This window comes from Streptococcus infantis, from assembly GCF_047463175.1.
In the GTDB taxonomy this organism is placed as follows: domain Bacteria; phylum Bacillota; class Bacilli; order Lactobacillales; family Streptococcaceae; genus Streptococcus; species Streptococcus infantis_AC.
Genome location: NZ_JASHEJ010000001.1, coordinates 343,231 through 367,927, shown reverse-complemented (window position 1 = coordinate 367,927; position 24,697 = coordinate 343,231). Strand labels below are relative to the sequence as shown.

At 39.2% G+C, this 24,697-nt stretch carries 20 protein-coding genes and 1 riboswitch; all 20 genes read left to right on the top strand.

The annotated features are described in order from the left end of the window. Positions 1-34: 34 nt before the first annotated feature. The 20 genes from dprA to glgA all read left to right on the top strand — a co-directional run bounded on the left by dprA (position 35) and on the right by glgA (position 24,636). Positions 35-892 carry a DNA-processing protein DprA gene (gene dprA / locus QM859_RS01855; RefSeq protein WP_414262186.1) on the top strand — a complete coding sequence of 286 codons (858 nt, stop codon included), beginning with the start codon at positions 35-37 and terminating at the stop codon, positions 890-892. 120 nt (positions 893-1,012) lie between these two features. Continuing rightward, positions 1,013-3,100 (top strand): type I DNA topoisomerase, encoded by a 2,088-nt coding sequence (gene topA, locus QM859_RS01850; RefSeq protein WP_414261936.1) that lies wholly within the window; start codon positions 1,013-1,015, stop codon positions 3,098-3,100. A gap of 108 nt (positions 3,101-3,208) precedes the next feature. Continuing rightward, entirely contained in the window at positions 3,209-3,568 is a 360-nt protein-coding gene (locus QM859_RS01845; RefSeq protein WP_006148621.1) for a YbaN family protein, read from the top strand. Between the two features lie 92 nt (positions 3,569-3,660). Continuing rightward, entirely contained in the window at positions 3,661-4,293 is a 633-nt protein-coding gene (locus tag QM859_RS01840) for a copper homeostasis protein CutC (protein WP_414261935.1), read from the top strand. Positions 4,294-4,336: 43 nt separating this feature from the next. Beyond that, complete coding sequence (locus QM859_RS01835) at positions 4,337-4,993, top strand: MmcQ/YjbR family DNA-binding protein (RefSeq protein WP_414261934.1); 657 nt, start codon at positions 4,337-4,339, stop codon at positions 4,991-4,993. A 314-nt stretch (positions 4,994-5,307) separates the two neighbouring features. Next, positions 5,308-6,870, top strand: a complete 1,563-nt coding sequence (locus QM859_RS01830; protein WP_414261933.1) for a 2-isopropylmalate synthase — start codon at positions 5,308-5,310, stop codon at positions 6,868-6,870. 11 nt (positions 6,871-6,881) lie between these two features. Continuing rightward, positions 6,882-7,919, top strand: coding sequence for a 3-isopropylmalate dehydrogenase (leuB, locus tag QM859_RS01825; protein WP_414261931.1), 1,038 nt, complete (start codon positions 6,882-6,884; stop codon positions 7,917-7,919). Then, complete coding sequence (locus QM859_RS01820) at positions 7,916-8,185, top strand: DUF1294 domain-containing protein (RefSeq protein WP_414261930.1); 270 nt, start codon at positions 7,916-7,918, stop codon at positions 8,183-8,185. The genes leuB and QM859_RS01820 overlap by 4 nt, the downstream gene beginning before the upstream one ends. A gap of 3 nt (positions 8,186-8,188) precedes the next feature. Beyond that, positions 8,189-9,571 carry a 3-isopropylmalate dehydratase large subunit gene (gene leuC / locus QM859_RS01815; RefSeq protein ID WP_414261929.1) on the top strand — a complete coding sequence of 461 codons (1,383 nt, stop codon included), beginning with the start codon at positions 8,189-8,191 and terminating at the stop codon, positions 9,569-9,571. 9 nt (positions 9,572-9,580) lie between these two features. Next, a complete protein-coding gene (gene leuD, locus QM859_RS01810; RefSeq protein ID WP_414261927.1) occupies positions 9,581-10,174 on the top strand; it encodes a 3-isopropylmalate dehydratase small subunit in 594 nt (197 codons plus the stop codon). 25 nt (positions 10,175-10,199) lie between these two features. Next, complete coding sequence (locus QM859_RS01805) at positions 10,200-10,979, top strand: L-threonylcarbamoyladenylate synthase (RefSeq protein WP_414261926.1); 780 nt, start codon at positions 10,200-10,202, stop codon at positions 10,977-10,979. Positions 10,980-11,177: 198 nt separating this feature from the next. Next, positions 11,178-12,161 (top strand): GMP reductase, encoded by a 984-nt coding sequence (guaC, locus tag QM859_RS01800; protein WP_414261924.1) that lies wholly within the window; start codon positions 11,178-11,180, stop codon positions 12,159-12,161. After that, positions 12,154-12,250: riboswitch (purine riboswitch) on the top strand. It overlaps the preceding gene by 8 nt. Before the next feature lie 76 nt (positions 12,251-12,326). Further along, positions 12,327-12,908 (top strand): xanthine phosphoribosyltransferase, encoded by a 582-nt coding sequence (locus QM859_RS01795; RefSeq protein ID WP_414261923.1) that lies wholly within the window; start codon positions 12,327-12,329, stop codon positions 12,906-12,908. After that, on the top strand, positions 12,908-14,167 hold the full coding sequence (locus tag QM859_RS01790) for a nucleobase:cation symporter-2 family protein (protein ID WP_373074512.1): 1,260 nt from the start codon (positions 12,908-12,910) through the stop codon (positions 14,165-14,167). The genes QM859_RS01795 and QM859_RS01790 overlap by 1 nt, the downstream gene beginning before the upstream one ends. Positions 14,168-14,259: 92 nt before the next feature. After that, positions 14,260-16,218 (top strand): NAD-dependent DNA ligase LigA, encoded by a 1,959-nt coding sequence (gene ligA / locus QM859_RS01785; protein ID WP_414261922.1) that lies wholly within the window; start codon positions 14,260-14,262, stop codon positions 16,216-16,218. A gap of 107 nt (positions 16,219-16,325) precedes the next feature. Further along, complete coding sequence (pulA, locus tag QM859_RS01780) at positions 16,326-18,608, top strand: type I pullulanase (protein WP_414261921.1); 2,283 nt, start codon at positions 16,326-16,328, stop codon at positions 18,606-18,608. A gap of 408 nt (positions 18,609-19,016) precedes the next feature. After that, a complete protein-coding gene (gene glgB / locus QM859_RS01775; protein WP_414261919.1) occupies positions 19,017-20,945 on the top strand; it encodes a 1,4-alpha-glucan branching protein GlgB in 1,929 nt (642 codons plus the stop codon). Further along, positions 20,935-22,077 (top strand): glucose-1-phosphate adenylyltransferase, encoded by a 1,143-nt coding sequence (locus QM859_RS01770; protein WP_004253502.1) that lies wholly within the window; start codon positions 20,935-20,937, stop codon positions 22,075-22,077. The genes glgB and QM859_RS01770 overlap by 11 nt, the downstream gene beginning before the upstream one ends. After that, positions 22,067-23,206 carry a glucose-1-phosphate adenylyltransferase subunit GlgD gene (glgD, locus tag QM859_RS01765; RefSeq protein WP_004253504.1) on the top strand — a complete coding sequence of 380 codons (1,140 nt, stop codon included), beginning with the start codon at positions 22,067-22,069 and terminating at the stop codon, positions 23,204-23,206. The genes QM859_RS01770 and glgD overlap by 11 nt, the downstream gene beginning before the upstream one ends. Continuing rightward, entirely contained in the window at positions 23,203-24,636 is a 1,434-nt protein-coding gene (gene glgA / locus QM859_RS01760; RefSeq protein WP_414261917.1) for a glycogen synthase GlgA, read from the top strand. The genes glgD and glgA overlap by 4 nt, the downstream gene beginning before the upstream one ends. Positions 24,637-24,697 lie beyond the last annotated feature (61 nt).

Below are 24,697 nucleotides of genomic sequence, written 5' to 3'. Positions count from 1 at the left end.
AATAGAGATAGGAAACAAGGAGTTAATAATGAAGATTAAGATTGATAATTTTGAGATTTATAAGTTAAAGCAAGCAGGTTTAAGTAATCAGCAAGTTCTGAAAGTACTTCAATACGGAGAAATTTATGATCAGGAATTGAGTTTAGAGACAATCGCTGAAGCATCGGAGTGTCGTAATACAGTAGTTTTTATGGAGCGGTATCATAAACTGACTTTTGAAAGCATGGAACGTCTGAAGAAAGATTTTGAAAAGTTCCCATCATTTTCAATTTTGGATGATGTTTATCCCATTTCACTCAGTGAAATTTATGATGCACCTGTATTGCTTTTTTATAAAGGAGATTTAAATCTCTTGAAATTACCCAAGGTTGCTGTTGTTGGTAGCCGCTCTTGTAGTCAAATAGGAACCAAATCAGTTCGTAAAGTTATTGAAGAACTGGAAAATGAATTAGTTGTGGTGAGTGGACTTGCTAGAGGAATTGATACAGCAGCCCATATGTCTGTTCTACAAACTGGGGGCAAAACGATTGCAGTGATTGGGACTGGTTTAGATGTCTATTATCCCCGCTCCAATAAACGCCTTCAAGAATACATTGGAGAACATCATTTGCTTCTAAGTGAGTACGGTCCAGGAGAAGAACCCTTGAAATATCACTTTCCTGCCAGAAATCGAATTATTGCGGGATTGTGTCGAGGAGTCATCGTTGCAGAAGCTAAAATGAGATCTGGTAGCTTAATCACTTGTGAGCGTGCCATGGAGGAAGGTAGAGATGTCTTCGCGATTCCAAGTTCCATTTTAGATGGACGCTCAGACGGCTGTCATCATTTAATCCAAGAAGGAGCAAAACTAGCAACATGTGGGCAGGATATACTAGCAGAATTTGAATTTTAATGAATGAAATGATTTCATTTAACAAACTTTTCTTCTATTATATGGGTGTTATGTCTTGACAGGTTTTTAAAAATGGTTTACACTTTATAAAGTTTAATTACTTTGAGAAGGTGTGATACTGTGGTAACGGCAACCAAAAAGAAAAAATCAACAAGTAAAAAAAATCTTGTTATCGTAGAGTCGCCTGCTAAGGCGAAAACGATTGAAAAATATCTAGGACGTAATTATAAGGTTTTAGCCAGCGTAGGACATATTCGTGATTTGAAAAAATCAAGTATGTCAGTTGACGTGGAAAATAATTACGAACCGCAATATATCAATATTCGTGGGAAAGGTCCTCTCATCAATGATTTGAAAAAAGAAGCTAAGAAAGCCGATAAAGTCTTTCTTGCAAGTGACCCGGACCGGGAAGGGGAGGCTATTTCATGGCATTTAGCGCATATTTTAGATCTAGACGAGAATGATACCAACCGTGTTGTTTTCAACGAGATTACCAAAGATGCAGTAAAAAATGCCTTTAAAGAACCTCGTAAAATCAATATGGATTTGGTCGATGCCCAACAAGCCCGTCGTGTTTTGGACCGTTTAGTGGGGTATTCAATTTCACCAATTCTTTGGAAAAAGGTTAAAAAAGGCTTATCAGCAGGACGTGTTCAGTCTGTTGCTCTTAAGCTAATCATTGATCGTGAAAATGAAATCAATGCCTTCCAACCAGAAGAATATTGGACGATTGATGGTATCTTTAAAAAAGGTACCAAGCAATTCCAAGCTTCTTTTTATGGAATGAATGGCAAGAAGATGAAGTTGACTACCAATGATGAAGTCAAAAAAGTTTTATCTCATTTGAACAGCAAGGATTTTACAGTTGATCAAGTAGATAAAAAGGAAAGAAAGCGCAATGCTCCTCTTCCATATACAACGTCTTCTATGCAGATGGATGCTGCTAACAAGATTAACTTCCGTACTAGAAAGACTATGATGGTTGCTCAGCAACTCTATGAAGGAATCAATATTGGTACAGGTGTCCAAGGTTTGATCACCTATATGCGTACGGATTCTACTCGTATCAGTCCAGTTGCTCAGAATGAAGCCGCTAGCTACATCAATGAACGTTTTGGTAGTAAGTATTCTAAACATGGTAGTAAGGTGAAAAATGCCTCTGGCGCTCAAGACGCCCACGAAGCTATTCGTCCTTCAAGTGTCTTTAATACACCTGAGAAAATTGCTAAGTATTTGGATAAAGACCAGCTAAAACTTTATACTCTTATCTGGAACCGCTTTGTAGCGAGTCAAATGACTGGTGCAATTTTTGATACCATGGCTGTTAAACTTTCGCAAAATGGTGTTCAATTCGCGGCGAATGGTAGTCAGGTTAAGTTTGATGGTTATTTAGCCATTTACAACGATTCTGATAAAAATAAGATGCTGCCTGATATGGAAGTAGGAGATGTGGTCAAACAGGTTAATAGCAAACCTGAACAACATTTCACACAACCACCGGCACGATATTCTGAGGCTACTTTGATTAAGACCTTGGAAGAAAATGGAGTTGGACGTCCATCTACCTATGCTCCAACCATTGAAACAATCCAAAAACGCTACTATGTAAGACTTGCGTCTAAACGCTTTGAACCAACTGATCTAGGTCAAGTCGTTAACAAGCTGATTGTCGAATATTTCCCAGACATTGTTAATGTGAAATTTACCGCTGAAATGGAAGGTAAACTGGACGATGTTGAGGTCGGAAAAGAGGAGTGGCAACGGGTTATTGATGAATTTTACAAACCATTCTCTAAAGAGGTCGCTAAAGCTGAAGCAGAGATGGAAAAAATTCAAATCAAGGATGAGCCAGCTGGATTTGACTGTGAAGTTTGTGGTAGTCCTATGGTAATTAAGATTGGACGCTTCGGTAAGTTTTACGCATGTAGCAATTTCCCAGATTGTCGACATACGCAAGCCATTGTTAAAGAAGTCGGTGTTACATGTCCAAATTGTCATCAAGGGCAAATTATCGAACGCAAAACCAAACGTAATCGTATTTTCTATGGATGCAATCGTTATCCAGAATGTGAGTTTACTTCTTGGGATAAACCTGTTGGACGTGATTGTCCTAAATGTGGCCACTTCCTCATGGAGAAAAAAATCCGTGGTGGCGGAAAACAGATTGTATGTAGCAATGGTGACTACGAGGAAGAAAAGATTAAATAAAAATAATTAGGGCTGAAATGATAATTTCAGCTCTTTTTAATTTAAACTTGACAGAACTTATCATTTTATGGGAAACTAGAAGAAGATTATTCTTACTTAGGAGCAGATATGCGCATTATTTATCTTTGCATTGGATTCATTTCTTTAGCTTTAGCAATCGTTGGAGTTGCCTTGCCGCTATTACCGACAACACCCTTTCTCTTGTTGTCAATTGCTTGTTTTTCAAAATCTTCTAAACGTTTTGAAGATTGGCTCTATCATACCAAACTTTATCAGACTTACGTGGCGGACTTTAGAGAAACTAAGTCTATTGCGCGTGAACGAAAGAAGAAGATTATCGTATCGATTTATATTTTGATGGGAATCTCCATTTATTTTGCTCCGCTCTTACCTGTAAAAATTGCTTTAGGCTGCTTAACAGTATTTATAACCTATTATCTCTTTAAGGTAATACCAGATAAAGAATAGCTAAAAAAGTAATGATTTTCCTTGATAAAAAGTAGGGGTTACTTAAAACAATATGATATAATAATATTAAAGAAACCTTCAAGGAGTATCAAATGATTTACGAATTTTGTGCTGAAAATGTAACCTTACTTGAAAAGGCTATGCAAGCTGGAGCTCGCCGTATTGAGCTCTGTGATAATTTAGCAGTTGGTGGAACGACACCAAGCTACGGAGTAACCAAGGCAGCTGTTGAACTTGCATCAAACTACGATACAACTATCATGACAATGATTCGTCCACGTGGTGGTGACTTTGTTTACAATGACCTCGAGATTTCTATTATGCTCGAGGATATTCGTCTAACTGCTCAAGCAGGTAGCCAAGGGGTTGTCTTTGGTGCCTTAACAGCAGATAAGAAGTTGGATAAGGCTAACCTTGAAAAGTTGATTGCTGCATCTAAAGGTATGGAGATTGTCTTCCATATGGCTTTCGATGATTTGAGCGATGAAGAACAGTTGGAAGCCATTGATTGGCTCAACCAGGCTGGTGTAACACGTATCCTCACTCGAGCTGGTGTATCTGGCGACTCTTTAGAGAAACGCTTTGCTCACTACCACAGAATTTTAGAACGCGCTGCAGGAAAAATTGAAATTTTACCTGGTGGGGGGATTGACATGGACAACCGTCAAACCTTTATCGATCAACTGGGCGTGACACAATTACATGGAACAAAGGTTGTCTTTTAAAAAATAGAAAGGAACTGCTAGCTTTTGGTAGCAGTTTTCGCTTATGTTTGAAATTTTTAAGGCCTATCAGTTTAATAGTAAAAAGGCTAAAGAGTATGGATTTGTAGAAAATCAAGGTGTATGGACCTATAGTTCGACTATCTTGCAGGGTGATTTTCTTATGAAGATTACAGTTGAGGATGGGGACTTAAGTTTTCAAGTTTATGACCAAGAAACTGGTGACCTTTATCCTCAAGTTTATATGGAAAGTATGAGAGGTACTTTTGTCGGAAGCGTTCGAGAGGCATGTTTAGAAGTTCTTTATGGCATTCGAAAGGCTTGTTTTGAGGTACAGGAATTTCTCTGTTCACAGACCAAGAGAATCATGGCGTTTGTTCAAGAAAAGTATGGCAATCAGCTGGAATATCTATGGGAGAAATCGCCTGATACGGCTGTTTTGCGCCATGAAGATAATCAAAAGTGGTATGCTATTTTAATGAGAATTTCTTGGGATAGGCTAGATAAGGGGAGAGAAGGGCTAGTGGAAGTAGTCAACCTCAAACACGACCAAGTAGCTGACTTGCTTTCACAAATGGGAATTTATCCAGCCTTTCATATGAATAAACGCTATTGGATTAGTCTTCCACTCGATGACACTCTAACTGACGAAAAGGTCCTTGAATTGTTTGAGAGAAGTTGGTTTTTGACTTCTAAGAAATAAATAAACATATTTGAGTTTTCAAATACTTTCAATTCGCAAAATATTCTTTATTGAAGAAATTTTCAGAAAATATTGGATTTTTTCTTGACAAGTGATTTTTCCTATGCTAGAATACTAAACAAGACATCAAACAAAGGAGAAAGCCAAACATGAAAACAGCTAAGTTTAATCAATTTGCTTTGTTGTTGAGGTACTCGGACTAGTGCAAAAGCATTAGTCCTGTTTGGCTTACCAAGCGGGAGTAAATCAACATCTCGCTTGGAACTCCGAGCGAGATGTTTTTTCTATATCGAAAATGTGAAGGGAGCATTCTCATGCGTGTAGTTGAGTTTTTAGATACCAGTCTCCGAGATGGTGAGCAGACACCAGGTGTCAATTTTTCAATAAAGGAAAAGGTTGCTATAGCAAAACAGCTTGAGAAATGGGGAATTTCAGCAATCGAAGCTGGTTTTCCAGCTGCTAGTCCAGATTCATTTACAGCTGTCCAAGAAATTGCTAAGGCTATGAAAAAAACAGCCGTGACAGGCTTAGCTCGTTCTGTTAAATCAGACATTGACGCTTGCTATGAAGCACTTAAAGATGCAAAGTATCCTCAGATTCACGTCTTTATCGCTACCAGTCCGATTCACCGTAAGTATAAGCTCAATAAGAGTAAGGAAGAGATTTTGGAAGCGATCAGTGAACATGTTTCCTATGCACGGAGTAAGTTTGAAGTAGTAGAATTCTCTCCAGAAGATGCTACTAGAACTGAGCTGGACTTTCTCCTACAAGTCGTTCAAACTGCGGTCGATGCGGGTGCGACTTATATCAATATTCCTGATACAGTAGGTTTTACAACTCCAGAGGAATACGGAAGTATCTTTAAATATCTGATTGACAATGTACAAACCAATCGTCAGATTATCTATTCTCCTCACTGTCATGATGACCTCGGAATGGCAGTAGCAAATAGCCTCGCTGCTGTTAAGAATGGTGCAGGACGTGTCGAGGGAACCATTAACGGTATTGGAGAACGAGCTGGGAATGCTGCTCTAGAAGAAATAGCAGTAGCTCTCAATATTCGCCAAGATTATTACCAAGCAGAGACAAGTATCGTCCTAAACGAAACCATCAATACTTCTGAAATGGTCTCTCGCTTCTCAGGGATTCCAGTTCCTAAAAATAAGGCAGTTGTCGGTGGAAATGCCTTCTCTCATGAATCAGGTATTCACCAAGACGGAGTTCTTAAAAACCCACTTACCTATGAAATTATTACACCAGAATTGGTGGGTGTAAAGAGTAATAGTCTTCCGCTTGGAAAATTATCTGGTCGCCATGCCTTTGTAGAAAAACTGAGAGAACTGGCCTTAGACTTCACAGAAGAGGATATCAAGCCACTCTTTGACAAATTCAAATCACTTGCAGATAAGAAACAAGAAGTCACAGACGCGGATATTCGTGCTCTGGTAGCTGGAACCATGATTGAAAACCCAGAAGGCTTTCACTTTGATGATTTACAACTTCAAACTCATGCGGAAAATGAAATTAAAGCGACTGTCAGATTGGCTAATTTGGATGGTGAGAAAGTCGACTTTAATGCGACTGGACAAGGTTCTGTTGAGGCTATCTTTAACGCTGTTGACAAGTTCTTTAATCAATCTGTTCGCCTGGTATCCTACACCATAGATGCAGTAACGGATGGTATAGACGCTCAGGCAAGGGTCTTGGTTACTGTTGAAAATAGAGAAACAGAAACAATATTTAACGCAGCCGGAATTGATTTCGATGTGTTGAAGGCTTCAGCTATTGCTTACATTAATGCTAATACTTTTGTTCAAAAAGAGAATACCGGAGAGATAGGTCCAAATGTTTCCTATCGCGACATGCCTAGTCTTTAAAGGAGAATACCATGACAAAGAAAATTGTTGCCCTAGCAGGTGATGGGATTGGACCAGAAATCATGGAAGCTGGTTTAGAAGTTCTAGCATCTATAGCCCAAAAAACAAACTTTGATTTTGAGATAGTCAGACAACCTTTTGGTGGTGCAGGAATTGATGCAGCAGGACATCCTTTACCAGAAGCAACTCTTAAGGCTGCTAGAGAAGCGGACGCTATCCTCCTAGCGGCTATCGGTAGTCCTCAGTATGATAATGCTACAGTTCGACCCGAACAAGGGCTTTTGGCACTCCGCAAGGAACTTAATCTTTATGCCAATATTCGTCCAGTTAAAATTTTTGATAGTCTTAAGCACTTATCGCCTCTCAAACCTGAACGAATTGCGGGAGTTGACTTTGTTGTAGTACGTGAGTTGACAGGTGGGATTTACTTTGGTGATCATATCCTTGAAGACCGAAAAGCGCGTGATATCAATGATTATAGTTATGAGGAAGTAGAGCGGATTATTCGTAAGGCTTTTGAAATCGCAAGAAGTCGGAGAAAAATCCTTACCAGTATTGATAAGCAAAATGTTTTGGCAACATCAAAACTTTGGCGAAGAGTGGCTGAGGAAGTCGCAAAAGATTATCCCGACGTAACCTTGGAACACCAGCTAGTCGACTCAGCTGCTATGATCATGATTATTAATCCAGCCAAGTTTGATGTTATCGTGACAGAGAATCTTTTCGGAGATATCCTCTCAGACGAATCAAGTGTTCTATCTGGTACACTTGGTGTTATGCCATCAGCCAGTCACTCTGAGAATGGACCAAGTCTCTATGAACCCATTCATGGTTCGGCGCCTGATATAGCAGGCCTAGGAATCGCCAACCCTATTTCTATGATTTTATCAGTTTCTATGATGTTGCAAGATAGTTTTGGGCGATATGAGGATGCTAAGCGTATTGAAGATGCAGTTGAAGCAACTTTAGCTACCGGAATTTTAACGAGAGATATAGGAGGACAGGCTTCGACCAAGGAAATGACGGAAGCCATCATTGAAAGATTATGAAGATAAATCAAGGAATTACTTTTGCTATTTTGATTTGGAATCTATTGGTATTTATGATTTATGGTATTGATAAATCAAAAGTAAAAAGAGGTGCTTGGCGCATCCCTGAAAAATATTTATTATCATTTGCATTCTTGTGTGGTGGTTTTGGTGCTTGGTTGGCAGGTGTTACCTTTCATCACAAGACTAGAAAATGGTATTTTAAAACGGTTTGGTTCCTAGGAATAGTGACTACACTAGTAGCTTTGTATTTGATATGGAGGTAATGGATGGCAGGAAAATCGATTTTTGATAAATTATGGGACCTCCATGTGATTACAGGAGAAGAAGGACAGCCTCAACTCATGTATGTAGATCAGCACTATATTCACGAGGTGACCAGTCCTCAAGCTTTTCAAGGATTGCGAGATGCAGGACGTATATTGAGACGACCAGATTTAACATTTGGTACCTTTGACCACAATGTCCCGACGGTCAATATATATGATATTCGAGATGTAATCTCCAAAGCTCAGATTGATAAGTTAGCAGAAAATGTTGAGGAATTTGGAATCGAACATGCTGCCCACGGTTCGGAAAAACAAGGTATTGTTCATATGGTTGGACCTGAAACAGGAAGAACACAACCAGGAAAATTTATCGTCTGTGGAGATAGCCATACAGCTACCCACGGAGCTTTTGGAGCGATTGCCTTCGGTATTGGAACCAGTGAGGTCGAACATGTCTTTGCAACCCAAACCATTTGGCAGGTTAAACCCAAAAAAATGTTGGTGGAATTCACAGGAGTTCCTCAAAAAGGGGTTTATGCCAAAGATTTCATTCTAGCCTTGATTGCCAAATACGGTGTTGCTTGTGGTGTTGGTTACGTGGTGGAGTATCGAGGTCAGGCCATTGATGCACTTAGCATGGAAGAGCGAATGACTATCTGCAATATGTCCATAGAATTTGGTTCCAAAATGGGAATTATGAATCCAGATCAGAGGACTTATGATTATTTGAAGGGTCGAGAGTGTGTTCCCACGGATTTTGCTGCAGCAGTAGCTGATTGGAAAAGACTGGTTAGTGATGAAGATGCAGTTTATGATAAGGTTATTCGTTTGGATGTCTCAGAATTGGCTCCTATGGTGACTTGGGGTACTAATCCAGCTATGGGTGTTGACTTTGATTCTAGGTTCCCAGAAATTAAGGATATGAATGATGAACGAGCCTATCATTACATGTCTTTGCAACCAGGTCAAAAACCAGCAGATATCCAACTAGGTTATGTCTTTATCGGTTCTTGTACCAACGCTCGTCTCAGTGATTTGCAACTGGCAGCTCGATTTGTCGAAGGGAAGAAGATTGCACCAAATTTGACGGCTATCGTGGTACCTGGTTCTCGACCTGTCAAGCGAGCTGCTGAGAAGTTAGGTTTGGACAAGGTATTCCTAGATGCTGGCTTCGAATGGAGAGATCCAGGGTGTTCTATGTGTCTAGGAATGAATCCTGATAAAGTACCAGATGGTGTTCATTGTGCCTCAACTAGCAACCGTAACTTTGAGGATCGGCAGGGCTTTGGTGCTAAGACTCATCTCTGTAGTCCAGCCATGGCAGCTGCGGCAGCAATCGCAGGACGTTTCGTAGATGTACGGCAAATGCCAGAAGCCCAGTAAGGAGAGGATATGGAGAAATTTACAGTTTATACAGGAACAACCGTTCCTCTGATGAATGACAATATCGATACCGACCAAATTCTTCCCAAACAGTTTCTGAAGTTGATTGACAAGAAAGGTTTTGGCAAATACCTCATGTATGCTTGGCGTTATCTGGACGATAAGTACACTGAAAATCCAGATTTTGTCTTTAACCGACCTGAATATCGCAAAGCTACTATCCTCGTCACGGGAGATAACTTTGGAGCTGGTTCTTCGAGGGAACACGCAGCTTGGGCGCTAGCAGACTATGGTTTTAAAGTCGTAATTGCAGGTTCTTTTGGAGATATTCATTACAATAATGAGCTCAATAATGGCATGTTGCCTATTGTTCAGCCTAGGGAGGTTAGAGAAAAGCTAGCCCAATTGAAACCAAGCGATCAGGTAACTGTGGACTTGGAAAAACAGAAAATCATCTCACTAGTCGGAGAATTCACTTTCGAAATTGATAGCGAATGGAAACACAAGCTCTTAAATGGTTTAGATGATATCGGTATTACTTTGCAGTATGAAGACTTGATTGCTGCTTATGAAAAACAACGCCCAGCCTATTGGCAGGATTAGAAAAAATAGAAAAGGAAATAGAACTATGACAAAACACATTCAATGGAACGGAACACTTTCACAAGAAGGCTATGAAATTTTAAAAGGTGAGGGCGGATGTATCGTTTGTCCTACTAAAGTCGGTTACATTATCATGACTAGTGACAAGGCAGGACTTGAGCGTAAGTTTGAAGCCAAAGAACGTAACCGTAACAAACCAGGTGTTGTCCTCTGTGGTAGCATGGACGAACTACGCGCTTTAGCACAGCTAAATCCTGAAATCGAAGCCTTCTATCAAAAACATTGGGACGAAGATATTCTCCTTGGTTGTATTCTTCCTTGGAAACCAGAAGCTTTTGAAAAATTAAAAGCATACGGTGATGGACGTGAAGAACTCATGACTGACGTTCGTGGAACGAGCTGTTTTGTCATCAAGTTTGGTAAAGCTGGTGAACAATTAGCTGCCAAACTTTGGGAAGAAGGGAAAATGGTCTACGCTTCATCAGCCAACCCATCTGGAAAAGGAAATCGTGGTAAGGTTGAGGGAATTGGGGAGCGTATCGAAGGATCAGTGGACCTTGTCATCGAAGCAGACGACTATGTTGCTTCAATCCAACCAGACAAAACAATCGAAACTCGCTACGAGCAAGGTGTGATGGTATCTATGGTTGATAAAGCCGGCAAGCTTATTCCAGAACAAGGAGGAGAACGTTCAATCTCACCAGCACCAGTTGTGATTCGTAAAGGACTTGACATTGATAAAATCATGATGCATCTGTCAGACACCTTTAACTCATGGGACTACCGTCAGGGTGAGTATTATTAATATAAAACAAAATTAGAGAGTCTATAAACTCTCTATTTTTTGTGAAATTACGAGTAAAATCCGAACGTTATAAATTTTAGGTTTCAAAATAATTGACAAAAACTTTACCTTAGTTTATAATCTTTAAAGGAAACGTCGGAAAAGGCGTAGTGATGCGCAAGCATAGGTAGGTCATTATAAAAGAAACGAGACATCGAAATGTTAAACGAATTTCCGATTTTTGACTATGAAGATATTCAGCTAATTCCTAATAAGTGTGTTCTTCAAAGTCGAGCAGAGGCTGACACACAAGTGACACTAGGGAAGTACACCTTTAAATTACCAGTTGTTCCTTCAAATATGCAAACTATCTTGGATGAAGATGTTGCAGAACAACTTGCAAAAGGTGGTTATTTCTATATCATGCATCGCTTCGATGAAGCTGGGCGCATTCCTTTTGTGAAACGCATGCATGAAAAAGGGTTGATTGCTTCTATCTCTGTTGGTGTTAAAGATTACGAATATGATTTTGTTAGTCAATTAAAGGAAGATGCTCCAGAGTACATCACTATTGATATCGCTCATGGACATGCCGACAGTGTGATTTCAATGATTCAGCACATTAAGAAAGAATTTCCAGATACCTTTGTCATCGCTGGTAACGTTGGTACTCCCGAGGCAGTTCGTGAACTTGAAAATGCTGGAGCTGACGCTACTAAGGTCGGAATCGGTCCAGGTAAAGTTTGTATTACTAAGGTTAAAACTGGTTTTGGTACTGGTGGTTGGCAGTTAGCTGCTCTTCGCTGGTGTGCTAAGGCTGCGCGTAAACCGATTATTGCCGATGGTGGTATCCGTACACACGGAGATATTGCCAAGTCAATCCGCTTTGGTGCAAGTATGGTTATGATTGGTTCTTTATTTGCAGGCCATATCGAAAGCCCTGGTAAAACTGTCGAAGTTGATGGTAAACAATTTAAAGAATACTATGGTTCCGCTTCAGAATACCAAAAAGGTGCCTATAAGAATGTCGAAGGTAAGAAAATTCTTCTTCCTGCCAAAGGACATTTACAAGATACCCTTACTGAAATGGAACAAGATTTGCAAAGTTCGATTTCTTATGCTGGAGGTCGAAAGGTAGCTGATCTTAGACATGTAGATTATGTGATTGTGAAGAACTCTATCTGGAATGGAGATGCTCACTAAAAATATGATTACTTATTTATGCTGCGAATTGGCGTGGCGTTTCTACAAGGTACCGTAAATACCTAACAATGAGTAAGTCGAAGAGAGATAAAAGAAGCAGGGATATCTGTTTCAATCTTTCTAAGGGGCTTACTATGTAAGTCCCTTTTTATTTCGGAGGTTATTGTGAAATTACTAGAGGAACGTATTTTAAAAGATGGGAATATTCTAGGTGAGAATATTCTTAAGGTGGATTCATTCTTGACTCACCAAGTGGATTTTTCCTTAATGCGCGAGATTGGTCGCACCTTTGCAGAATATTTTAAAAATGCAGGTATTACCAAAGTCGTAACCATTGAAGCATCAGGAATTGCTCCAGCTCTATATGTTGCAGAACAATTAGATGTACCTATGATTTTTGCTAAGAAGGCAAAAAATATTACCATGAATGAAGGAATTTTAACTGCAGAAGTATTTTCTTTCACTAAACAAGTTACTAGTACCGTATCCATTGCAGGGAAGTTCTTATCTCCAGGAGATAAAGTATTAATTATTGATGATTTCTTAGCTAATGGTCAAGCAGCTAATGGTTTGATTCAGATTATCGAACAAGCTGGTGCTACAGTCGAGGCCGTCGGGATTGTGATTGAAAAATCTTTCCAAGATGGTCGTGAACTGTTAGAAAAATCAGGTCATCAGGTCGTATCACTTGCTCGTTTAGAGCGTTTTGAAAATGGAAGAGTTATCTTCAAGGAGGCAGACATCTAATGAATCAAAAAGAAAACCACTCAAAAGCGGCCGTATTGGGCTTGCAACACTTACTTGCCATGTACTCAGGTTCAATCCTGGTACCAATCATGATTGCAGGTGCCCTAGGTTACTCACCTCAACAACTGACATACCTTATCTCTACAGATATCTTTATGTGTGGTGTTGCAACTCTATTGCAGTTACAATTAAATAAATATTTCGGTGTCGGTTTACCGGTTGTTCTGGGTGTGGCCTTTCAGTCTGTTGCTCCACTTATTATGATTGGACAAAGTCACGGTAGTGGTGCTATGTTTGGTGCCTTGATTGCTTCTGGTATTTATGTCGTTCTTGTAGCAGGCGTATTTTCTAAGATTGCTAATCTGTTCCCTTCAATCGTAACGGGTTCTGTCATTACAACAATCGGATTGACCTTGATTCCAGTAGCTATCGGAAATATGGGAAATAACGTCGAAAAACCAACGGGACAAAGTTTAGCGTTAGCAACAATCACTATTCTTATCATTCTCTTGGTTAATATCTTTACAAAAGGATTTATTAAGTCAATTTCTATTTTGATTGGTTTGATTGCAGGTACTATCATCGCTGCGACTATGGGCTTGGTCGATTTCTCTCCAGTAGCAGAAGCTCCACTTGTTCATATCCCAACTCCATTCTACTTTGGTGCTCCACAATTTGAGATTTCTTCTATTGTAATGATGTGTATTATCGCTACAGTATCAATGGTAGAATCAACTGGTGTATATCTTGCCCTTTCTGATATTACTAAAGATCCAATCGATAGCACTCGTCTCCGTAATGGTTATCGTGCTGAAGGTCTTGCTGTGTTACTTGGTGGACTTTTCAATACCTTCCCTTATACAGGGTTCTCACAAAACGTAGGTTTGGTTAAATTATCAGGTATTCGTACACGTTTACCGATTTACTACGCTGGTGGTTTCCTCATCTTACTTGGTCTCTTGCCTAAGTTTGGTGCCTTGGCACAGATTATTCCTAGCCCTGTTCTAGGTGGAGCCATGCTCGTCATGTTCGGTTTCGTTTCACTTCAAGGGATGCAGATCTTATCTCGTGTGGATTTCGAACATAATGAACATAACTTCCTCATTGCAGCAATTTCTATTGCTGCTGGTGTGGGATTAAACGGAAGCAACCTCTTCAATACTCTACCAACAGAATTACAAATGTTCTTCTCAAATGGTATTGTCATTGCGAGTGCTGTAGCCATTATCTTGAATGCTATTTTGAATCGTAAAAAATAAAAATAAGTGAGAAGGATAGAAATATCCTTCTCATTTTGTTTTTTAGAGCTTCTGTATTGTTTCTATAGTCCTTTTTATGGTAAAATGGTTCTATGAATGAAAGAATGAAAGAGCTCGTTGAGTTGCTCAATCGCTATGCGACAGAGTATTATACAAGTGATAACCCATCTGTATCTGATAGTGAGTATGATCGTCTCTATCGTGAACTGGTAGAGTTGGAAAAAGCTCATCCAGAGCATATCTTGCCAGATAGTCCGACCCATCGCGTTGGCGGTAAGATTCTAGATGGTTTTGAAAAATATAGTCATCAGTATCCTCTCTATAGTTTGCAGGATGCTTTTTCTCGTGAAGAGCTCGATGCCTTTGATGCGCGTGTTCGTAAAGAATTGGATGATGTTACTTATATCTGTGAGTTGAAAATTGATGGTTTATCGATTTCCTTGACTTATGAGCAAGGAATTTTTGCTGCTGGGGCTACTCGTGGTGATGGTTCAGTCGGTGAGAATATCACAGAAAATCTCAAACGTGTCAAGGACATTCCTTTATCCTTAACAGAGAAATTAGATATCACTGTTCGTGGTGAATGTTATATGCCAAGAGCTTCTTTCAATCAAGTCAATCTTGCTCGTCAAGAAAATGGGGAGTCGGAGTTTGCTAATCCACGAAATGCAGCTGCAGGAACCCTTCGCCAGTTAGACACTGGAGTAGTAGCTAAGCGTAATCTTGCAACTTTCCTCTATCAGGAAGCAAGTCCTTCAACTAGAGACAGCCAAGAGAAGGTTTTAAATCATCTGGAACAGTTAGGCTTTGTGGTTAACCCTAGACGACTATTAGCGCACAGCATGGATGAGGTATGGCAGTTTATCCAAGAAATTGGTCAAGAAAGAGATCAGTTGCCTTATGATATTGATGGTGTTGTTATTAAGGTCAACGACCTAGCTGGTCAAGAGCAACTTGGTTTTACAGTTAAAGCGCCTAAGTGGGCAGTCGCTTATAAGTTCCCTGCAGAAGAAAAAGAAGCAAAATTGCTTTCTGTTGACTGGACAGTAGGAAGAACTGGTGTCGTAACTCCGACTGCTAATCTTACTCCGGTGCAATTGGCAGGTACAACAGTTAGTCGTGCAACGCTTCATAATGTAGACTATATCGCTGAAAAGGATATCCGCAAGGATGATACAGTGATTGTTTATAAGGCAGGGGATATCATTCCAGCTGTTTTACGTGTAGTAGAATCCAAGCGTATATCTGAAGAAAAACTCGACATTCCAACAAATTGTCCAAGTTGTGAGAGCAAGCTGTTACACTTTGAAGATGAGGTTGCTCTTCGTTGTATCAATCCTCGATGTCCTGCTCAGATTAAGGAAGGGTTGATTCACTTTGCATCCCGTGACGCCATGAATATTTCTGGCCTTGGTCCATCAATCGTAGAAAAATTATTTGCCGCCAATTTAGTTAAAGATGTTGCAGATATATATCGTTTGACAGTTGAAGATTTTCTCTTGTTAGACGGCATCAAGGAGAAATCAGCTCAAAAGCTTTATCAGGCTATTCAAGCTTCTAAAGAAAATTCTGCTGAAAAACTTTTGTTTGGTTTAGGGATTCGTCATGTTGGAAGCAAGGCAAGTCAGTTACTCTTACAACATTTCCATTCAATCGAGTCACTTGCTCAAGCAAATCCTGAAGAAGTAGCAAGCATCGAAAGTCTCGGAAGTGTTATTGCTCAAAGTCTACAGACTTATTTTGCTACAGAAGGTTCTAAAATTCTTTTAAGAGAATTAAAAGAATCAGGTGTTAATCTAGACTATAAAGGACAGGTCGTTGCAGCAGATGCTGCCTTATCAGGTCTAACTGTCGTATTGACAGGTAAGCTGGAGCGTTTAAACCGCTCAGAAGCTAAAAATAAACTAGAAAGTCTTGGAGCCAAGGTTACTGGTAGTGTCTCAAAAAAAACAGACCTTGTTGTGGCAGGAGTAGATGCAGGCAGCAAACTCCAAAAAGCACAAGAGTTGGGAATTGAGATTCGTGATGAAGCTTGGCTTGAGAGTTTGTAAGGTATACACAGTTTAGAATAATCAGCTATCATTTCTTGGTTCTATTCGAATAAGTTAATCAAGAAATGTTACTATATAAATTTAATAATTAGAAATTAGGGAGAACTATGTACAATTATCCTGTACTTATTCATTATCATCGTAAGGATGAAGCATATCAGAGTTGCAACTTTAGTAAAAGGCCAGCTGATTCAGTAGAGTTTATCAAAGAGCAAGAATACTTTGGAGAGAAGTTTTCATTTACCCAATCAAGTGAAACACCTCTTGAACAAATGGTGTTTACAGTTGATAAAGATGGAGTAAGCAAAGAATATCCTATCCGATTCAATCATTATCCACTCTTAACAGAAGTTTGGATTTTAGATGGAGATGACACAGTTTATTATTCTGAAAATCCAGCCATTGCAAGTCCACACTATAAAGATCAAAATCCATTTGCTTTTGATAAAGCGATTAACAGTGCTAGTTTTGATCACCACTGGGGTTACCAAGGAGAGTTGGGATGCCAGGTTTCCGAAGAAGAAACAAGCTTTAAACTTTGGTCGCCAACAGCAACAACTGTACAAGTTGTAGTTTATGAATCAGCAAGTAATGATGCGGCTATTCTAAAGACTTATGAAATGCAACGTGGTAACAGTTATTCATATAGTCACAAGGATAATACAATTGGCGTTTGGAATTTGACAGTTCCTGAAAGTCTTGCTGGTCGTGCCTATCAATATCAGATTAATTTTCCACATCATCAATCATTGACACGAGATCCATATACCATTGCGACAAGTCCAGATGGCAAACGTTCAGCGATTCTTTCAGAAAAAGAACGTCAGGTTGAAGGTTTTGAAGTTAAGAATGGAACGGAAGCAACTTGGCGATTGGAAAATCCTTGTCAAGCGGTTGTTTACGAAATGCACATTCGTGACTTGACCAAGTCTGAAACTTCTGGTGTTGCTCCAGAATTAAGAGGAACATTCTTGGGTGCTGCCCAGACTGGAACAGTCAATCACTTCGGTCAATCTACTGCATTTGACTACATCAAGGAACTTGGTGTTAACTATGTTCAACTGCAACCAATTGCTGATCGTCACAAAGAGTATGATGCAGATGGAAATGTGACCTACAACTGGGGTTATGATCCACAAAACTACAATGCACCAGAAACCAGCATGTCTACGAATCCAAATGATCCAGGTCAAGTTATCCGCGATTTGAAGACGATGATTCAAGCTTATCATGATGCTGGAATCGGCGTTATCATGGATGTGGTATACAACCATACGTTTTCAACTGTTGATGCCCCATTCCAAACAACCGTTCCAGACTATTATTACCGAATGAACCGCGATGGAAGTTATCAAAATGGTACTGGTGTAGGAAACGAGACTGCTAGCGAACACGAAATGTTCCGTAAGTACATGATTGATTCACTTCTTTATTGGGTGAATGAGTTTAATATTGATGGTTTCCGCTTTGACTTGATGGGAATCCATGATGTTAAAACGATGCAGATGATCCGTTGGGCTATGGATGAAGTTGATCCTAAAATTATCCTTTATGGAGAAGGCTGGGATATGGGAACTGGTCTTGCTCCTTATGATAAGGCTAAGAAAGACAATGCCTATCAATTACCTAATATTGGCTTTTTCAATGATGATCAACGTAATGCGATTAAGGGTGCTGAAGTTTATGGTGATATCAAATCAGGCTTCGTAAGTGGTGCTGCCACTGAACCAATTGTTGCCAAAGCTATCCTTGGTAGTCGTGAACTGGGCTCTTATCTAAGCCCTAACCAGGTTGTCAACTATGTAGAAGCCCATGATAACTATAACTTGCATGATTTATTAGCAACACTTCATCCAACAGAAGACCAAGCAAGTATCATGAAAAAGGTAGAAACAGCAACTGCAATGAATCTACTCATGCAAGGCATCTCCTTTATGGAACTTGGTCAAGAGTTTGGACGTACTAAACTGGTTCCTACAGGTGAAAACGGTGAGTTGACTCATGATGATCGCGAACGCGCTATGAACAGTTACAATGCTCCAGACGCTGTTAACCAGGTAGACTGGAACTTAATTAATGAGCGTCAAGAAAGCATTGAATTTATTCGTCAGATTATAGGTCTTAAAACAAAGACTAGTGCCTTTTCATATCCTACATACGAGGAAGTATACCGTCACGTCTTTGTTCACACAGCTATTGAAAATAGTGGCTGGATTGTCTATGAGATTCAGGGAACTAAAGAACATTTCTTGGTTGTATTTAATGCCAAAGGTGCATCTTTCTATTATGAAAATGCTGGAAATCTAGAAATGTTGGTAACAAATAGTCGTTCAAACCAAGAAAACACTCTTGATAATGTGAGCGTTGCAGTTATGAATGTTTTAGTTTAAAAAAATAAAACTCAAGATTAATCTTGAGTTTTTTTTCTATATAAATTTGTCCTAATAAAAAATATGGGAATATTACTAAAAATAGTTGAAAATTTCAGAAAATTTGATAAAATTGTACTTAAGATACTTTATCCGAACAAAAAGTTTTATTCATGAAAATAATGTTAAGTTTTTAAAGTATCTGTTTTGCAAAATTAGCATTGAAAAAAATAATGTAAGTGATTTAATGATACAAAAACTGATATCAAGGTAGAATATCAATAAATACTGAAAATATAAGAAATGTCAAGATAATTACTTGAAGATTTTCTAAAAAATATTTATGATAATTCGGAAATTGGTTGAAAGTTTTCTTAAAAGATAGTATAATAGAAATATAGAAAACGCTTACAATATAAAGGGGGATTTATGGATACATTAGAAGCTTTAAGAACTTTTACAACAGGCGAAAATTTCCATCTTCAGCACTATTTGGGCGCACATCGTGAGGAGAAGGACGGGGAATGGGGTTACACATTCCGAGTTTGGGCTCCGAATGCGCAGGCTGTTCATCTAGTCGGTGATTTCACGAATTGGGTTGAAAATCAAATCCCTATGGTTCGAAATGAATCTGGAGTTTGGGAAGTTTTTACAACTTTTGCCCAAGAGGGTCAGATTTATAAATATCATATCACACGGGCTAACGGTCATCAGCTTATGAAGATTGATCCTTTAGCTGTTCGGTATGAAGCACGTCCAGGAACAGGGGCAGTGTTAACAGAAATTCCAGAAAAGAAATGGAAGGATGGACTTTGGTTAGCTCGTAGAAAACGTTTGGGATTCTTCGAAAGGCCAGTTAATATTTACGAAGCACACGCTGGTTCGTGGAAACGAAATCCAGATGGAACTCCATATAGTTTTGCTCAATTAAAAGAAGAGTTGATCCCTTACTTAGTTGAAATGAACTACACTCATATTGAGTTTATGCCTTTGATGGCTCACCCGCTAGGTTTGAGTTGGGGCTATCAACTGATGGGATATTTCGGTTTAGAACATTCTTACGGAAGACCAGAAGAGTTTCAAGACTTTGTTGAGGAGTGTCACTTAAACAATATCGGTGTTATCGTGGACTGGGTTCCAGGTCACTTCACAATCAATGACGATGCCTTAGCCTACTATGATGGAACTCCGACTTTTGAATATCAAGACCATAACAAAGCTCATAACTATGGTTGGGGGGCATTAAACTTCGACTTAGGGAAAAACGAAGTACAATCTTTCCTAATTTCTAGCATTAAGTTCTGGATTGATTTTTATCATTTAGATGGTATCCGTGTAGATGCCGTAAGTAATATCCTTTATCTTGATTATGATAATGCACCTTGGACACCAAATAAAGACGGTGGAAATCTTAACTACGAAGGCTATTATTTCCTTCAGCGTTTAAATACTGTTATTAAGCTAGCTCACCCTGATGTCATGATGATTGCAGAAGAAAGCTCTTCGGCAACTAAAATAACAGGTCCGAAAGAGATGGGTGGTCTTGGATTTGACTACAAGTGGAACATGGGCTGGATGAATGATATCTTACGTTTCTACGAAGAAGATCCAATTTACCGCAAGTATGATTTTAACCTTGTAACCTTCAGTTTTATGTATGTCTTTAATGAAAATTATCTCCTACCATTCTCACATGATGAGGTTGTACATGGTAAGAAGAGTATGATGCATAAGATGTGGGGGGATCGTTACAATCAATTTGCAGGCCTTAGAAATCTTTATACTTATCAAATTTGTCATCCTGGTAAGAAATTGCTCTTTATGGGTAGCGAATTCGGTCAATTCTTAGAGTGGAAATCAGAAGAGCAATTAGAATGGTCAAACCTTGAAGATCCAATGAATGCCAAGATGAAATACTTCACATCTCAGTTGAATCAACTTTATAAGGACCACCGTTGTCTTTGGGAAATTGATACAAGCTATGATGGAATTGAAATTATCGATGCAGATAATAGAGATCAGAGTGTTCTTTCCTTTATTCGTAAAGGAAAGAAAGGCGAGATGCTAGTCTGTGTCTTTAATATGGCACCAGTTGAACGTCCTGATTTCACAATTGGACTACCAGTTGCAGGCGTTTACGAAGAAATTTGGAATACTGAGCTAGAACAATGGGGAGGTGTTTGGAAAGAACACAATCAAACTGTTCAAACTCAAGAAGAGTTATGGAAGGATTATGAGCAGATTTTGACCTTTACTTTGCCAGCTATGGGGGCAAGTATCTGGAAAATCAAACGTCGCTTGAAACCCGCTAAAAAAGAATCAAATAAATCTCAAAAAGGAGTAGAAAATGAAGAATGAAATGCTAGCTTTAATCCTTGCCGGTGGGCAAGGAACTCGTCTCGGTAAACTCACTCAAAGCATTGCAAAACCTGCTGTGCAATTTGGTGGGCGCTATCGTATCATTGACTTTGCTCTTTCTAACTGTGCCAACTCTGGCATCCATAATGTTGGGGTTATTACACAGTATCAACCACTAGCTCTCAACAGCCACATTGGTAATGGTTCTAGTTGGGGTCTTGATGTAATTGATTCAGGTGTTTCTATCCTTCAACCTTACTCTGCAAGTGAAGGAAATCGTTGGTTTGAAGGTACAAGTCATGCGATTTACCAAAATATTGACTATATCGATAGCATTAATCCTGAGTATGTTTTGATTCTTTCAGGAGACCATATCTACAAGATGGACTACGATGATATGCTCCAATCACACAAGGATAACAATGCCAGCTTGACAGTAGCTGTTTTGGATGTACCACTAAAAGAAGCTAGCCGTTTCGGTATCATGAATACAGATGCTAATAATCGCATTGTTGAATTCGAAGAAAAACCTGCCCAACCAAAATCAACCAAGGCATCAATGGGGATTTATATCTTTGACTGGAAACGACTTCGTAACATGCTAGTTGCTGCTGAAAAGGCTAACCTAGATATGTCTGATTTCGGAAAGAATGTTATTCCAAATTATCTTGAAACTGGTGAAAGTGTCTATGCTTATGAGTTCAATGGATACTGGAAGGATGTTGGTACAATCGAATCTCTTTGGGAAGCAAATATGGAATACATCTCTCCAGAAAATGCTCTAGATAGCCGAAATCGTCAATGGAAAATTTATTCTCGTAACCTTATCGCTCCACCAAACTACCTTGGAGAATTTGCTCAAGTAGAAGACTCTCTAGTAGTAGATGGATGTTACGTGAATGGTACTGTAAAACATTCCATTCTTTCTACAGCTGCTCAAGTTCGTAAGGGAGCAGAAGTTGTTGATTCTGTCATCATGAGTGGAGCAGTTATCGGTAGAGGTGCTAAAATTACACGTGCAATCATCGGTGAAGGTGCAATTATTGCCGATGGTGTTGAAATTGATGGTACAGAAGAAGTACAAGTAGTCGGATATAACGAAGTAGTGGGGGTAGCAACAGATGAAGATTGATAAATATTCAGCGATTTTAGGAAATACCGTTGGTTTCCATGATATGTCAACCTTGACAAGTAACCGTCCAGTGGCAAGTTTGCCATTTGGAGGAAAGTATCGTTTGATTGACTTCCCACTCTCAAGTTTAGCAAATGCTGGTGTTCGAAGTGTCTTTGGAATCTTCCAACAAGATAACATCAGCTCTGTATTTGACCACATTCGTTCAGGACGTGAATGGGGCTTGAATACCCTTCTTAGTCACTACTATCTTGGAATCTACAATACTCGTGTGGAAAGTAGTACTGTTGGTAAAGAGTATTATCAACAACTCTTGACTTATTTAAAACGTTCTGGATCTAACCAAACAGTTTCCTTGAACTGTGACGTTTTGGTAAATATTGATCTTACTCAGGTTTTCCATTTGCATAATACTACAAAATCTCCTATTACGGTTGTTTATAAGAAACTACCTAAAAAGGATATTTCAGAAGTAAATGCAATCCTAGATATTGATGAAACTGACCACGTGCTCTCTCACAAACTCTTCGATAAAAAAGCTGAACAAGAATACTACAACATGTCAACGGATATCTTTGTTGTAGATACTCAATGGTTGATTGAACGTCTGGAAGAAGAAGCTCAGAAAGAACACCCAGAAAAACTACGTTATGTTCTACGTGATTTAGCAGCGGAATCAGGCGCTTTTGCATACGAGTATACTGGTTACTTAGCAAATATTCATTCTGTAGAAACATACTACCAAGCCAATATTGATATGCTTGATCTGCATAAATTCTACTCTTTATTCTCTCCAAATCAAAAGATTCACACAAAGGTGAAAAACGAAGAACCAACTTATTATGCACCTGGTTGTGAAGTAAATACTTCGCAGTTTGCTTCTGGTAGTATTGTCGAAGGTAAGGTTGTTCGTTCAGTTGTTTCGCGTAATGTTCAAATTCATAAAGATAGCTTAGTTAAAGAATCTATTGTTTTCCCTCGTGTTGTCATTGGTGAAGGTGCTCAAGTTGAGTATGCAATTATTGATAAGGGTGCTGAAGTAGCTGATGGAGTTGTTATTCGTGGTACAGCAGAAAATCCTGTTGTCATCAAAAAAGGTGAAAAAGTAACAGAGGACATTCTTTCATGAAAATTTTATTTGTAGCAGCCGAAGGAGCCCCTTTTTCTAAAACAGGTGGCTTGGGAGATGTTATCGGGGCTCTTCCAAAATCATTAGTTAAAGCTGGTCATGAAGTTGCTGTTATCCTGCCATACTATGACATGGTGGAATCCAAGTTTGGTGATCAAATTGAAGATGTTCTTCAATTTGAAGTATATGTTGGTTGGCGTAGACAATTTTGTGGCATTAAGAAGACTGTTTTAAATGGTGTTACCTTCTACTTTATTGACAACCAGTATTATTTCTTCCGTGGTCATGTGTATGGTGATTTCGATGATGGTGAACGTTTTGCCTTCTTCCAACTTGCAGCTCTGGAGGCTCTGGAGCGCATTAGATTTATTCCAGATGTTCTTCATGCTCATGATTATCATACAGCTATGATTCCTTTCTTGTTGAAGGAAAAATACAGATGGATTCAAGCCTATCAAAACATTAAGACTGTCTTAACGATCCATAATTTGGAATTCCAAGGTCAATTCTCTGAAGGTATGCTTTGGGATTTGTTCCGAGTTGGATTTGAACGCTATGCGGATGGTACAGTTCGCTGGAATGACTGCCTGAACTGGATGAAGGCTGGTATCCTCTATGCAGATCGTGTATCTACTGTTTCGCCAAGCTATGCTTATGAAATCATGACAACAGAGTTTGGATGTGGCTTGGATCAGATTTTACGAATGGAGTCTGGTAAGGTTTCTGGTATTGTAAATGGAATCGATACGGATCTTTATAATCCAGAAACGGATCCTTTGTTGGATTATCATTTTAATAAATCAGACCTATCAGGAAAAGCTCAGAATAAAGCTAAACTTCAAGAAAAAGTTGGTCTCCCAGTTCGTCCCGATGTTCCAATGATTGGTATTGTGTCGCGTTTGACAAGACAGAAAGGTTTTGATGTTGTCGTTGAAGGTTTGCATCGCATGCTTCAAGAAGATGTTCAAATCGTTCTCTTGGGTACAGGTGATCCTGGTTTTGAACAAGCCTTCTCATGGTTTGGTCAAGTATTCCCAGATAAACTATCTGCCAATATTACCTTTGATGTCAAGCTAGCACAAGAAATTTATGCAGCCTGTGATATTTTCCTCATGCCAAGTCGTTTTGAACCATGTGGACTTTCTCAAATGATGGCTATGCGTTATGGAACATTACCACTTGTTCATGAGGTAGGTGGGTTGAGAGATACTGTTCAACCATTCAATCCAATTGAAGGAACGGGTACAGGATTTAGTTTTGACAACTTGACGTCATACTGGCTAAATTGGGCATTGCAAACAGCCTTGGATGTCTATTATAATCATCCAGATGTTTGGAAGAAACTTCAAGTCCAAGCTATGGAATGTGACTTCTCTTGGGATACAGCTTGTCAGTCTTACCTTGATTTGTATCACAGCTTAGCAAATTAAATAAATAAAATCGTATGATGCTTTCATACGATTTTTTGAGATAATAAAGTAAGGATTATAA

Coding starts and splice junctions, on each gene's coding strand:
- QM859_RS01805 (WP_414261926.1), top strand. CDS start 10,200: ATGACAAAACACATTCAATGGAACGGAACACTTTCACAAGAAGGCTAT.
- QM859_RS01790 (WP_373074512.1), top strand. CDS start 12,908: ATGAATCAAAAAGAAAACCACTCAAAAGCGGCCGTATTGGGCTTGCAA.
- ligA (WP_414261922.1), top strand. CDS start 14,260: ATGAATGAAAGAATGAAAGAGCTCGTTGAGTTGCTCAATCGCTATGCG.
- guaC (WP_414261924.1), top strand. CDS start 11,178: ATGTTAAACGAATTTCCGATTTTTGACTATGAAGATATTCAGCTAATT.
- QM859_RS01845 (WP_006148621.1), top strand. CDS start 3,209: ATGCGCATTATTTATCTTTGCATTGGATTCATTTCTTTAGCTTTAGCA.
- glgB (WP_414261919.1), top strand. CDS start 19,017: ATGGATACATTAGAAGCTTTAAGAACTTTTACAACAGGCGAAAATTTC.
- glgD (WP_004253504.1), top strand. CDS start 22,067: ATGAAGATTGATAAATATTCAGCGATTTTAGGAAATACCGTTGGTTTC.
- QM859_RS01835 (WP_414261934.1), top strand. CDS start 4,337: ATGTTTGAAATTTTTAAGGCCTATCAGTTTAATAGTAAAAAGGCTAAA.
- leuD (WP_414261927.1), top strand. CDS start 9,581: ATGGAGAAATTTACAGTTTATACAGGAACAACCGTTCCTCTGATGAAT.
- pulA (WP_414261921.1), top strand. CDS start 16,326: ATGTACAATTATCCTGTACTTATTCATTATCATCGTAAGGATGAAGCA.
- QM859_RS01770 (WP_004253502.1), top strand. CDS start 20,935: ATGAAGAATGAAATGCTAGCTTTAATCCTTGCCGGTGGGCAAGGAACT.
- QM859_RS01830 (WP_414261933.1), top strand. CDS start 5,308: ATGCGTGTAGTTGAGTTTTTAGATACCAGTCTCCGAGATGGTGAGCAG.
- glgA (WP_414261917.1), top strand. CDS start 23,203: ATGAAAATTTTATTTGTAGCAGCCGAAGGAGCCCCTTTTTCTAAAACA.
- QM859_RS01840 (WP_414261935.1), top strand. CDS start 3,661: ATGATTTACGAATTTTGTGCTGAAAATGTAACCTTACTTGAAAAGGCT.
- leuC (WP_414261929.1), top strand. CDS start 8,189: ATGGCAGGAAAATCGATTTTTGATAAATTATGGGACCTCCATGTGATT.
- QM859_RS01820 (WP_414261930.1), top strand. CDS start 7,916: ATGAAGATAAATCAAGGAATTACTTTTGCTATTTTGATTTGGAATCTA.
- leuB (WP_414261931.1), top strand. CDS start 6,882: ATGACAAAGAAAATTGTTGCCCTAGCAGGTGATGGGATTGGACCAGAA.